Below are 12377 nucleotides of genomic sequence, written 5' to 3' on the forward strand. Positions count from 1 at the left end.
GGGTTACTTTTATACTATTGGTGTTTTGGGCACCCTGATATTGGCTTTGTCGGTTGTGAGTAATACCCATTTGCTTAATTAAGTGTTCTATCTTGAGGCGAGACAATAGGGTCGATAATACTGCTATCGTTGAGGCACTTAAGTCCACATAGGCGAGGCAAAAATTTGCGAATTGATACCTTAGGTAAAGGTTTTAAATGAGAAACTTTTAACGCCGTTAGCGTGATAGGTGCTCCTTGAAATAGAACAGATATTGTTTGAGCTTGGTATAAAAGACGGTCAGGGCTTAAAGGAATGGCGTCAGGCTGTTTATAGCCTGACTTATGCGTTTACGGACACGTGCCTGGAGTGGCTGCGGGTACTCTGTGCCGGGTTATTCCCCGATATCTTTAAAGATCATACCCCGGCGCATACTCCGGGTGGCCAGAAATACTTCGGCGAGTAAGGCTAAAAAGGCGCAGATCAGTAATAGCATAGCGGCTATAAAGCAGCTCGACAGGGTCACGCCCAGCGACAACGAATAAAGGTGGGAAATAAACAACACCATGACGACGGCGCACACCAGCAGTGCAGAGAGTACACTCATGCTAAAAGCAATGTGAATATAGCGTGAGCGTTTGAGTAATGCGCGCATCTCGCGGGTGAGGTGACCTTTCAGCTCTTCGTCCGGACTGTTGTTTAACTTTCGATCCAATAATCTGGCTCTGTCGGTGATCCGTGCCAGCCGATTTGACAAGACACCCAATGTGGCTGCAATTCCTGTAATTAAAAAAACAGGTGCAACGGCCGTTTGGATCACCTTCGCCATCGTCAGTATGCTTACTACATCCGTATTCATTACCAACGTACCTGTTCAATAATACCCGCCTGTTCGCCAATCAGTGTTTTTACAACCTGATTTTGTTTATTTAGCATAATCAAACGTGGGATCCCCTTATTGGCATACTGACTGTAAATGGCTCTGTCGGGGTCGGCCACTATGTTAAAGTCGATACCAAAAGAGGTGCGGAAGGCCTTTAAGGTCTCGACATCTTCTTCGCGGCCTATGGCAATGATTTGTAATTGCGGATCGGCTAATAGTTCAGATGCTTTTAATTCGTTCAGCGTACGCTGAGAGTCCGAGCACCAGCTGGCAAACAGGATAATCAGCTTGTTTCCCTGAGCTAACTGGACGGGCTCACCGTCTATATTGATTAGCTGAGTGTGCCTGAAAGTGTCGCCGGGATTGATATAAGTTTCATATCCCTTGGGGTGAGCGTCTGGCAATGGGGTGGCGTTACAGGCACTCAGTTGACTGCCTAGCGCGGTTACGAGAGCGACGATAGTGAGAGGTTTTATCATTATTATGGTCCTTGCGGTACAATACCCTCATTAATGCGTATTTTTAAGGTGAGCGCAAGTTTCAGTGGTGTCTGAACTGCTGCGATGAGACAGGCTGTCATGGCATCCTGGCAGACCAGCACCGAGTGTAATTGCTATGTTGTATATCTCTTTGTTTTTTTCGGCCCTGATCTCCGCCACCCTGCTGCCAGCTTCTTCTGAGTTGTTGCTGTCCGGATTGGTGGTAAAGCAGCAGGGAGAGCTGTTTTTACTATGGCTCAGCGCAACCACCGGCAATGTGCTCGGTAGTGTGATTAATTATTACCTCGGTACCATTGTCAGCCGGGTAGAAGACAAGCGCTGGTTTCCTGTTTCCAAACCGGCAATGAGCAAAGCGCAGCATCAATTCGAAAAATATGGGGTATACAGTTTGTTGTTTGCCTGGGTGCCCGTAGTCGGAGACCCTCTGACTCTGGTTGCGGGCGTCTTTAGAACCCGGTTCAGTCTCTTTCTGCTGTTAGTCGCGGCAGGTAAGGGGTTGCGTTACGCGGTGGTGATAGGGCTGGCAGCCGGTTTTATGTAAGTGGCTGCCAGAGTATGATCAGACGGGTTTACGCCATTCGAGCGTCAGTGACACGGAATCCGCAAAGCGCAGCGCATGAGGCTTATCGACCTTCACTTTCGCATAGCTCACATCAGGGTGTTGGTGGCACTCTGTCAGAATGTCTGCGACCAGTTTTTCCAACAACAGAAAGTGGCCTTCCTCGACTTTAGCGATCACCGCTTTGGTAATGGTTTTGTAGTTCAGAGCATGGCCAACTTCATCGTGAAACAAACACTCCGCATCGGCCGGATAGTGGATCTCGATGTTGATCACAACATCTTGCTTTTTCTCTCTTTCTTCCTGATTGAACCCGATGAAGGTGCGTAACCTTAGGTTGGTAATATTGATGATCGCCGTGTGCATAAGCGGTCCTTAGCGTTTTAGTAGTTGTAAGAATTCATTACGTGTTTTGGCATCTTCACGGAAGTTACCCAGCATCACTGAGGTACGCATCTGCGAGTTTTGTTTTTCAACGCCACGCATCATCATGCACATGTGTTTCGCCTCAATAACCACACCAACACCACGGGCGCCGGTCACTTCCTCGACGGCTTTGGCGATTTGATGCGTAAGTTGCTCCTGGATCTGAAAGCGACGCGCATACATGTCCACGATGCGTGCAAACTTAGATAAGCCTAACACCTTGCCATTAGGAATGTAAGCGATGTGGGCGCGGCCAACGAATGGCAACAGGTGATGTTCACACATAGAATAAAGCTCGATATCCTGGATCAGGACCATGTCATCGGCATCAGAGCTGAATACGGCGTTGTTGGTCACATCACTGAGCTCCTGACGGTAGCCCTGAGTCAGGTATTCCATGGCCTTGGCAGCACGTTTGGGGGTATCAAGCAGCCCTTCACGGTCTTTGTCTTCGCCTACGGCGGTGATGATCTGTTGGAAACTGCTTTTTAATTCGTCATGCATAATAAAACTCACTGTAGTTAATTCGCTCAGGCCTGCTATTTCAGGTGGCGGCCTCCGTCCACGGCCAAAGTGCGGCCGGTGATGTAATTACTTTTACGCAGCAACTCTACGGCGTCGATCACTTCGCGACAGCCAGGTTCAATACCCATAATGGATTTTTTCAGGGTTTTCTCTTTGTACTCGTCGCTGTCATCGTCATTAAAAATGATCAGAGACGGGGCGACGGAATTCACTTTGATATGCGGTGCATACTTGGCGGCAAAAGAGCGGCTGAGGTTATCCAGCGCAGCTTTGCTCGCGGCATAGGCGATATGTTTCGGGCTGCCTTTTTCAACCACATAATCGGTGATATGAATAATGTCGGCCGTACCTGGGTAGTTTTGCAACAAAGGTGTCAGACCCATATTGAGCAGATACGGCACTTTGGCATGAATATGCATCATGGCATCGAATAAGGCATTGTGATCCAGGTTCAGCGCTTCACAATCCCAGCTTGAGGCATTATGTATCACCGCGCGCAATGTGTCGGTATGTTGCTTAACTTGGGCAATCAGCGACGCGATTGCGTCTGTTTGATTGAAATCTACCTGGATACAGATCACGCCTTGTTCTGTCAGGGTATCTATGATCGGGCGTTGTGTGCGATAGGTCATGATCACTGGAATGTCTTCAGCGATAAAGTGCTGAACCATTGCCAGACCAATACGCTGTGCGGCTCCGGTGATTAAAATGGGCGCTGTCATTGGCATGTGTCCTTTTTTGCAGAGTTAACGGGTGGCGGGTGACCCCGCGACTGTACCCGTAGTGCGTCTGGCCTTGTACGTGGTGTATCGCAGGCCAGATCACTGAGACTATGTCGGGGTATTACTCATCGTCGTAAATAGTGGGGATGGGCTGACGCTTGTGCTGGGTCTTTTGATAAATATCAATCAGCAGTTGCTCGACATCCAGGCTAATGGGCTTGCCTTCCAGGAAGTCATCAATGTCATCATAGCTCAGACCCAGGGCTTCTTCGTCCGCGAGGCCTGGGCGGTCGCACTCCAAATCTGCAGTGGGGGTTTTATGGACCAATGACTGAGGTGCACCCAGATGATCAGCCAATGCCCTTACCTGGCGTTTAGACAGGCCAAACAGTGGCGCTAAATCACAGGCACCATCTCCAAACTTAGTATAGAAACCGGTGATATTCTCAGCACTATGGTCAGTACCGACTACCAGGCCGCGTGTCAGGCCGGCGATTTCATACTGGGCAACCATGCGTTGTCTGGCTTTCACATTGCCTTTCACAAAGTCGACCAGGGCTGCGCTCGGCAGCTCGGTTTCAGTGGCTTGCATTGCTTGAATCGCTTGCTCATGCATGGCGTCAGCTGCAGCTTTAATATTGACCGTTAAGCGCTTTGTGGGTTGAATGAAAGACAGGGCCTGTTGGGCTTCATCTTCGTCAGCCTGGGTACCATATGGTAAGCGCATGGCAATAAACTGATAACCCTGTCGGCCTTGCTCGGCATTCAGTTCATCAATGGCCAGTTGGCACAAACGGCCACAGGTAGAAGAGTCAACACCACCACTGATCCCCAGTACCAGGCTGTGACAATGGGCTGAGATCAGCGTTTGTTTGATAAACTGAACACGTCGGGCGACTTCCGCCGCGACATCAATGGTTGGCTGAACTTTCATTTCAGCAATGATAGCTTCACGCATGGGATTTCCCTCTGGCCAACGTTATGTTATCTGGCTGGCCTAAATATGATTGATTGCCCTAAGTTTACTTGAAATTGTTACCAATTAGATCTGTTTCTTACCCTGATTGCGTGGTTACAGACCAAGATGTTGCTTGATAGTCTGAAGTTCCTGCTTAAGCTGATCGATTTCCTGTAACAGCTCATCCAGGTTTACAGCGGGTTCAGTCGCGCTGCTCTCGGCCTGTTCCAGGTCTTCTGTATCGCCGAATAAGTGTTGGTAGCGTGCCTCGCGTTTGCCTGGCTCTCTGGCCAGGCGAGTGGCGAGTTCTTGCTGTATGAGCTCATTCAGTGCGGTCTCAACTTCAACAACCGTGCTAAATTCGGCTAATCGGCCGCTGCGGGTACGTAGTTCGCCAGGCGTCTGTGGTCCGCGTAATAGCAGCAGACAGACAATGGCGCGTTGTTGCTCTGTGAGTTTCAGACTACCAAATTCGCTATTACAAAAGCGATGTTTGTACTTACTTACTCGACCGGATAAACCCTCATCACAAACGACAATACGTTTTTGTTCGAGTTGTGTCAGAGTGTCCAGAACGTCTGACTCAGACAAGGCCATGACCGGCTCGCGATTAGATTTTTGGTTACAGGCATTAGTCAGCGCGTTAAGTGATAAAGGGTACTGATCGGGGGTGGTGGTTTGCTTTTCCAGCAGACAGCCGATGATCCGTTGTTCAATCTTGGATAAGTTCATCTCTATTCCCTATATGAAGTGCTATGATACTTTGCAGCAGATCAGGTTGATTTTCATGACTTTACTCTATGCGATTTGCACGACCTTGCATAGTGGCCTCAGGTGAATAGCGGGTATTTTCAATGTGTGACTCGGCACGCTTTGGTTTCATCTACCCAACGCTGCAGCATTTTGCTCAGTGCGGCAAAGTTGATTGGTTTGCTCAGATAGGCATCCATACCGGCAGCCAGACATTTTTCTTCATCGCCTTCCATCGCATTGGCTGTGAGGGCAATGATAGGCGTTTGTTGGTGTTGTTCTCCTGCCACGCCGGCACGGATTTCTTTGGTCGCTGTGTAGCCATCCATTTCGGGCATCTGGCAATCCATCAAAATAATCGCATAGGCCTCTTCGCGGACTTTAAGGTGTTTAATGGCAGCAAGGCCATTATGTGCGCAAGTGACATGTGCCCCCAGCTTCTCAAGCAGTGTGGTTGCCACAGTTTGATTTATCTTGTTGTCTTCTACCAGTAGGATATCCACATCCAGGCAGACGTCCTCTGTGGTATTCGCTGCCAGCGGTTCTTTGCGTTTAACTAAGGATAGTGCGTTGGCAGGAGTGAGAGGACAGAGTAATAAGTTGTTCGCTGAGAACTGCGGCCAAGCCTGGGTTTCTTGCATGGTATGGCACAACAGGGCATAGCTGAGTTGTTTGGCTTTGATGTGTTTCAGCAGATTTTTGAGATCCGATTCAGGCGTCGTACTTAGTACCTCTGTGGCAATGATCAAAGCAGGTTTGTGTGAGGTATCTGCATCGTATGCTGCAAGCATCTGTGCAACGCTTTCAAAATGCTCTGTGGGTATATGCCAGGCATCCAGCATGTGTCGTGCAGCGAGATCGGACGGAGAGTGCGAATCTATCACATACAGGCTGTCATTGTTGGTATCGAGTGCCCGAATAGGCTGTGGCTCTTCGAGCGCAACATAAAATGTGAACGTGCTGCCTATATTTGGCTTACTATAGGCATTCAGTGCCCCACCCATTAGTTCGCACAATTGTCTGGCAATGGTGAGGCCTAGCCCGGTACCACCAAACTTGCGGGTGGTGGAGGGGTCGGCCTGAGTGAAGGAGTCAAAAATTTTGCTTAATTGTTGCTTGCTTATCCCGATCCCTGTGTCTTCAACACTGCACCACAGGCGAGACTGCTCACTGGTTCGTTCCGTATAACAGGTGAGAGTAACTTTCCCTCCTTCGGTAAACTTAACGGCATTGCTGATCAGGTTATTGAGGATCTGCTTGAGCCGGTGGGGATCTGTTTTGGCATATTGATACTGCATGTTTCGGCTATCAATGAACAACTCGGTCTGCTGGTCGTTTGCACGAGGTGCAAAGGCAGCAAAACAGTCGCTAATTATTTGGATCAGGTCACATTCGATTTGTTCAATATTGAGCTTGCCAGCCTCAATTTTTGAGAAATCCAGTATGTCGTTAATAATGGTGAGCAGAGATTCTGCTGAGCTTTGCGCCAGCGCCAGGTTACGTTGCTGTGTGTCGGTCAGCTGCGAATTGCCCAGGATCTCGAGCATGCCAATGATGCCATTCATGGGCGTGCGAATTTCATGACTCATACTGGCCAGAAAGTCCGCTTTGATTTTTGCGGATTGCTCTGCCAGCTCTTTTTCTATGATCGCTTTGCGTTTAGCCTGCTGTTGTTGCTGGCCACTAAACAGGCTGGCTAACATTGCAGCGATGGCCTGAACAAAGCGCCGATCACTGTCAGTCCAGTCGGGGTAAGGATCGCCGTATTCAGTGCACAAAATGCCACAAACAGCACCGCGATGAAGGATAGGGATGATCAGCATCGCTTCGACTTCAAACGGCTCAAGGTATTGATCAGCCAGAGGCCGGGTTATTGGGTGTTTAGTGGCGGTGCTTGCTTCTATGAGCTGCTTGCTGAGTACCGCCGAAAACAAGCCGGGTAGTGTCGCTTTGCGCCAGGGCGGGAAATGTTGCAGGCTGTCTCGTCGAGTATTGCTGAAGCACGTGGGGTAGAGCTGAGCATGATCTTCGCTAAGCAGCCAGATACTGGCACGTGATGCGCGGGCAGCCTGGCAAACCGCATCGGTGCACAGCTCCTGTGCGCGTTCTGTGTGATTGTTAAGGATGGCTTCATGCGTACTGAGTTGTGCCAGCAATTCATTGTTCCTGGCCACTTTTTCATGTTCTATCGCCATCAATTTACGGTCATTGATGTTTTGCACCGAGCCAAATACTTGTAACGTCCAGCCATTTTCTTGTTTTGCCTGCGCTTTAATGAGTACCCAGCATTCCAGGCCTTTTTGTGGCTGAACAATGAATTCATCCTCAAAGGGCCTGCCATGTTTGATTGCCTGGTTCATGTAATCCTGAAACTTCTTGCGATGGGGACCCTCTTTAAAGAACTCAGTGCTGCTCATCCAGGTTGGCTGATAATAGGGTGAGATGGCAAAAATCTGACGTGTGACTTCCGACAAAGTGATTTGATGACTTGCCAGATCAACAGACCAGGCACCAACCTGGGCCAGAGAGCCCATGTTGGTTAGTGCACTGGTTTTGCTTTTTAGCTCGGAGAGTAAGCGTGTGTAAAAGGAAAAGGCGAACAAAAAGAACAGCACTATGGTCAACAGTGCCAGGCGAAATGGCCATAAGGCGGCGGAAGAGGCTTTCCAGCCGTAACGCGGAGCAGCGTATAATACCCAGCTGCCCGATGGGACATGGATCGTGAAAGCGAGGGGGTTATGCTCTTGTATCGTGGGTGACCCATAGAAATATTCACCACTGTCACCCAGGCCATTTCTGCCCTGAATGGCAATCAGGTAATCACTCTCGAGGTTATTCAGCGACACTTGTTCGTACAGTTTGGGCATATCAATCACAACCGACAATAGCCCCCAAAATGTGTCATTATCAACATAGACCGGGATGCGGGCGATCAGCGCCACCCCGCCCTGTACCAGCTCAAGCGGGCCAGTCAGTACAATGGTGCGGGAGTCTCTGGCTTTGATGGCGTCTTTTTTTTGTTGTGGGTGAGTGAGGTAGTTGAGCCCTATCGCTTTTTTATTTTCTTCGAGCGGATATATCATTTGCAGCACCATGTCTGGCGCGGCGCCAACATTGCGGAGCACTTTGCTGGTCTCAAAGAGCGGCGCTGCAAAGCGTTCAAACTGCTTTTGATCGGGGTGTTCTTGAGGTGCCAGTGCAATGGCCAAACCCCGTACCAGTTGAATATTGGCGGCCAGTGTTCCTTCTAGTTGAGTCCGATAGACATTGAGCTCTTCAAATGTGCGGTTTTTTTCGACTTCGATCAGGCGACGTTCGTTCACCCCATCTATGTACCAGCCAGCTGCCAGGATCACCAATAGTAATCCCCCCACCATAAAACGGGTTAAAAAAGCTTTCCTTGACGACAGCACGTGTATGGTCTGCATGTGAACGTGAAAAAGTATCCTTGAATCATTTAACTATAGTTGTCTGTGTGAAAACTCGCCAAGACTCGGACGAATTTATGATGGAAAACCTTCCGCTTGCTAACCTTTGATACCTATCTGGCCGTCTTTGTTATTGATTAGACTTCGCGGGGTTAGATGTCACTGACATGTAATGCAATCGAGCTTAATTAACGCTAAGCTGGCTAAGGTCATTAATCAATCAAGTGAGGGAAAAATATGCTGATTTGGCTGAAACGCGGGATTGCGGTGCTGGTGTTACTCGCACTGGCTGCCAGTGCAGTGGTATATGGCATTTTATCACTGAGTTTGCCCGCGCTCGATGGGCAGGGTCAGTCGACGGCGTTGAGTGCAGAAGTGACACTGGAGCGGGATGCGATTGGTCAGGCGGTGATCACCGCGCAGAACCGGCAGGACGCTGCTTTCGCGCTCGGCTTTGCGCATGGTCAGGATCGTTTCTTCCAGATGGACTTGTTGCGCCGTAATGCGGCCGGTGAATTGAGTGAATTATTTGGTGAAGCAGCCCTTGGACTGGACAAGCGGTTGCGGTTTCATCGCTTTCGTGCCCTGAGCCAGCGTATATTACAACAGCTGCCAGTGTCAGAGCAGCATTTGCTGGCGAGCTACTCTCAGGGTGTTAATGAAGGGCAAGCGCAAAGTGGCGTGCAGGGCTTTGAGTACCTCCTGCTCGGTGCAGAGGTCCGGCCCTGGCAACCAGAAGACAGCTTGTTAGTTATTTTTAGTATGTACCTGGATTTACAAGAAAGCACACTAAAAAGAGATGAATCACTCATTCTAGTTGAATCCTTACTTGGGGAAGAAATGAAGCATTTTATTATCCAGCCAAGTAATTATCAGGCGGCACTCGATAATAGTGAAGTCATCAAAAGTGATGTTAAGGTGCCTTATTTAGACGACATTGCTAAATATGATAGTGTGACGCACATCGAAGAGCGTTCAATTTTTGGAAGTAATAACTGGGCTGTAACAGGACAGCATACTAAAACAGGGTCAGCAATGCTTTCTGATGATATGCACCTAGGCTTAAACACACCTGCTATCTGGTATCGCGCTCAGCTTAATTATGACACCGCCGAAGGCGAGGTGATCCAGGTGTCCGGGGTCACTTTACCGGGCGCGCCAGCCGTGGTTGTGGGCAGTAACAGCCAGGTAGCCTGGGGATTTACCAATGGTTATCTGGATACGGCTGACTGGATCAAGCTGGACCCAAAGGCCGACAAGACCTGGCAAGTCACAGAGCAGCTTAACTTACCGGATGGCAGGAGTGAGGCCTTTACCCTGACATTAAGCGAGTACGGGCCGGTTAAGCAGATCCGCGAAGAAGCGTATGCATTGAGTTGGGTGGCACATCAGGATTATGCGGTTAATTTAGGGTTGCTGGGACTGGAGTCCGCAGGGACGGTAGATGAGGCACTGGAACGCGCTGCGCAAATAGCTATTCCGGTCCAGAATATGGTGGTTGTGGACGCCCAAGGGAATGCGGCCTGGTATCCTACGGGGGCTGTGCCAGGGCGTGCTATACCGAGCGACACAGCCGTTCCCAGTCAGGCATACAGCGACAACTGGCAACGTAATGAAACGCATCGACCGATTGTTAAAAACCCAGCTCATGGCAAGATTTGGACCGCCAACTCACGGGTGGTATCGGCACCGCAGCATCAGCGTTTCGGTGATGGCGGCTATGCACTGGGCGCGCGGGCTGTGCAGATCCGTGATCGCCTGATGACGCAAAGTCAGTTTGATGAAGCGGATTTTATGCGTATGCAGCTCGATAATGAAGCGCGCTTTTTGGCTCCCTGGCATGAGTTGCTGAGTACGCTGCTTGCCAATCAGGGCGACAGTTATGCGCGAGATAGCGGTTATTTGTCTGACTGGCAGGCGTGTGCCTGTCCTGAATCGGTTGGTTATACCCTGGTTAGGCGCTTTCGAGATCATACCCTTGATCTGCTGTTTGCACCGGTAGAGCACACTCTGCAACAAGTGGATGGCAGTCTGTCGCCCCTGAAGCGCTATCTCGAGCCTGCAGCATGGCAATTGATCCACGAGCAACCCGCGCACTGGCAACAGCAGTACAGTGATTGGGATGCCCTGTTGCTGGCCGCTTATGAGTCGGCTAAAACGCAGCTACGTGAGACTGAGGGTCGGGATATGGCCGCGTGGCAATGGGGGCGGGTCAACCAGCTTGAAGTGAAGCATCCGTTTAGCAGGCAAATTCCGCTGCTCAGTGGCTTGCTTGATATGCCGGTGGTGGCAGGGTTTGGCGACAGTTATATGCCAGCGGTACAAAAGCCGGCATTTGGCGCATCTCAACGTTTTATCGCCCAACCTGGTCATCTGGATAAAGCGATAATGAGTGTCGCTGGTGGGCAAAGTGGTCATCCGCTGTCACCCTTTTACCGTGCTGGCTTCAGCGCCTATGCGCAGGGCGAAGCAGTCCCTTTATTACCCGGGGCCATTAATCACCGTATCACATTTACACCGATCAACTAGTTGGTGTGGGCCGCAGTCACTCGATTGCGGCCCTGTGCTTTACTGGTGTAGAGTGCATCATCGGCCAGCTGCAAAGTGACAGAAAAAGGCAAAGCGGTATGCCACAAAGCCACGCCAAAACTCATGGTTGCAGTGAGTTCTTCGCCATTAAAGCGTTGCTTCTCAAGGGTTTGCCGCAATGTTTCAATGCGTATGAGCGCTTCTTCCTGGGTACAATCAACCAGCACGAGCAAAAACTCCTCACCGCCCCACCTGACGGCGATATCCTGATCGGTGACATGTTCGCGCAAGATATCAGAGACGGTTTGCAGTACCTCATCCCCCATATCATGACCCAGTTGGTCATTAATCTGTTTAAAATGGTCGAGATCGGCCATGACCACACAAAGGCTTTGTCCGTTGTGTGCACAGCTGCTGTGCGCTCTGAGGATCAGTTCTTTGGCATAGCGGCGATTAAATAAATTGGTGAGCGGGTCTCTGGCTGCCAACTTAGCTAGCTGGCGACGCTGAATAAAGGTACTTTCGCGAACATGGCCAATGACATAGATCATAGGTAAGCCGCACACGAATACATTGATAAAGTGAATAGAGCGGGCATACTCCTGAAATAAAAAAGGGGTATTTACGGAGCTGTAAAGCTCAAACAGCAAGGCAAACAAGACAATCATGCTGAGAGACAGAACAATGGCCAGTCGTAACTTTAGCTTCATATCCAGCAGCAACATGCAGGCGATGGTCCACAGGTAATATTGGAAGCCATAATCCATCCCTAAGGTGGCACACACCAGCACCGAGTGTCCCGTGACTTCGACACAAAAAACCCGCAGTGCCAGGTGGCTGTGACCCCGGTTAAGCAGGTAAATCCCCGTTGCCCAGGCTGCAACGCTGGCGATGTTAGCGATGGACAGGATATAGACATGGCTGTACCAAAAAGCAAAGATAAACAGCAAATGTAAGCATAAACAATAGTATGCGACTTGCTTAAACAGCTTCACTTTGACCAGCTCTACTTCATCCGGCTGACTATAAAAATGTTGCGCAATCGGCACGTAAGGCACTCTGTTGTCATTGTTGCAATATCTTCAGTATAGAAAGTGCCGGCGTTTTTTCCCTGAAAA

General features: G+C 49.8%; 11 protein-coding genes. 2 read left to right on the plus strand and 9 right to left on the minus strand.

Features of this window, described 5'->3' with window-relative positions; all coding sequences use genetic code 11:
• Positions 1-373: 373 nt before the first annotated feature.
• Positions 374-838: a DUF2721 domain-containing protein gene (locus tag CWC22_RS00450; protein ID WP_125564180.1), complete on the minus strand. Its 465-nt coding sequence runs from the start codon at positions 836-838 to the stop codon at positions 374-376.
• Complete coding sequence (locus CWC22_RS00455; protein WP_138538816.1) at positions 838-1341, minus strand: TlpA family protein disulfide reductase; 504 nt, start codon at positions 1339-1341, stop codon at positions 838-840. Before CWC22_RS00455 ends, CWC22_RS00450 begins: the two co-directional genes overlap by 1 nt.
• Before the next feature lie 136 nt (positions 1342-1477).
• Here CWC22_RS00455 and CWC22_RS00460 point away from each other — a divergent pair, with 136 nt between their 5' ends.
• Entirely contained in the window at positions 1478-1903 is a 426-nt protein-coding gene (locus tag CWC22_RS00460) for a YqaA family protein (RefSeq protein ID WP_125564177.1), read from the plus strand.
• An 18-nt stretch (positions 1904-1921) separates the two neighbouring features.
• On the opposite strand, the gene folX is transcribed toward CWC22_RS00460, so the two are convergent.
• The 6 genes from folX to CWC22_RS00490 form a co-directional block, all read right to left on the minus strand.
• Complete coding sequence (folX, locus tag CWC22_RS00465) at positions 1922-2287, minus strand: dihydroneopterin triphosphate 2'-epimerase (protein ID WP_125564175.1); 366 nt, start codon at positions 2285-2287, stop codon at positions 1922-1924.
• Between the two features lie 9 nt (positions 2288-2296).
• Positions 2297-2851: a GTP cyclohydrolase I FolE gene (gene folE, locus CWC22_RS00470; protein WP_058796844.1), complete on the minus strand. Its 555-nt coding sequence runs from the start codon at positions 2849-2851 to the stop codon at positions 2297-2299.
• A gap of 35 nt (positions 2852-2886) precedes the next feature.
• Complete coding sequence (gene folM, locus CWC22_RS00475) at positions 2887-3594, minus strand: dihydromonapterin reductase (RefSeq protein WP_138538815.1); 708 nt, start codon at positions 3592-3594, stop codon at positions 2887-2889.
• Positions 3595-3715: 121 nt separating this feature from the next.
• Positions 3716-4552 carry an ammonia-dependent NAD(+) synthetase gene (gene nadE, locus CWC22_RS00480; protein ID WP_125564171.1) on the minus strand — a complete coding sequence of 279 codons (837 nt, stop codon included), beginning with the start codon at positions 4550-4552 and terminating at the stop codon, positions 3716-3718.
• A gap of 114 nt (positions 4553-4666) precedes the next feature.
• Complete coding sequence (locus CWC22_RS00485) at positions 4667-5284, minus strand: YceH family protein (protein WP_125564169.1); 618 nt, start codon at positions 5282-5284, stop codon at positions 4667-4669.
• A 119-nt stretch (positions 5285-5403) separates the two neighbouring features.
• Complete coding sequence (locus CWC22_RS00490; RefSeq protein WP_230090605.1) at positions 5404-8658, minus strand: ATP-binding protein; 3255 nt, start codon at positions 8656-8658, stop codon at positions 5404-5406.
• 309 nt (positions 8659-8967) lie between these two features.
• Here CWC22_RS00490 and CWC22_RS00495 point away from each other — a divergent pair, with 309 nt between their 5' ends.
• A complete protein-coding gene (locus CWC22_RS00495; protein ID WP_138538814.1) occupies positions 8968-11259 on the plus strand; it encodes a penicillin acylase family protein in 2292 nt (763 codons plus the stop codon).
• Here CWC22_RS00495 and CWC22_RS00500 read toward each other — a convergent pair.
• A complete protein-coding gene (locus tag CWC22_RS00500) occupies positions 11256-12308 on the minus strand; it encodes a sensor domain-containing diguanylate cyclase (RefSeq protein ID WP_230090606.1) in 1053 nt (350 codons plus the stop codon). The genes CWC22_RS00495 and CWC22_RS00500 overlap by 4 nt on opposite strands.
• Between the last annotated feature and the right edge of the window lie 69 nt (positions 12309-12377).

The sequence above is a fragment of the Pseudoalteromonas rubra genome (genome assembly GCF_005886805.2).
In the GTDB taxonomy this organism is placed as follows: Bacteria; Pseudomonadota; Gammaproteobacteria; order Enterobacterales; family Alteromonadaceae; genus Pseudoalteromonas; species Pseudoalteromonas rubra_D.

Excerpts from the sequence above, each read along its gene's own strand:
- CWC22_RS00450 (WP_125564180.1), bottom strand. The coding sequence starts at position 838 with ATGAATACGGATGTAGTAAGCATACTGACGATGGCGAAGGTGATCCAA.
- CWC22_RS00455 (WP_138538816.1), bottom strand. The coding sequence starts at position 1,341 with ATGATAAAACCTCTCACTATCGTCGCTCTCGTAACCGCGCTAGGCAGT.
- CWC22_RS00460 (WP_125564177.1), top strand. The coding sequence starts at position 1,478 with ATGTTGTATATCTCTTTGTTTTTTTCGGCCCTGATCTCCGCCACCCTG.
- folX (WP_125564175.1), bottom strand. The coding sequence starts at position 2,287 with ATGCACACGGCGATCATCAATATTACCAACCTAAGGTTACGCACCTTC.
- folE (WP_058796844.1), bottom strand. The coding sequence starts at position 2,851 with ATGCATGACGAATTAAAAAGCAGTTTCCAACAGATCATCACCGCCGTA.
- folM (WP_138538815.1), bottom strand. The coding sequence starts at position 3,594 with ATGACAGCGCCCATTTTAATCACCGGAGCCGCACAGCGTATTGGTCTG.
- nadE (WP_125564171.1), bottom strand. The coding sequence starts at position 4,552 with ATGCGTGAAGCTATCATTGCTGAAATGAAAGTTCAGCCAACCATTGAT.
- CWC22_RS00485 (WP_125564169.1), bottom strand. The coding sequence starts at position 5,284 with ATGAACTTATCCAAGATTGAACAACGGATCATCGGCTGTCTGCTGGAA.
- CWC22_RS00495 (WP_138538814.1), top strand. The coding sequence starts at position 8,968 with ATGCTGATTTGGCTGAAACGCGGGATTGCGGTGCTGGTGTTACTCGCA.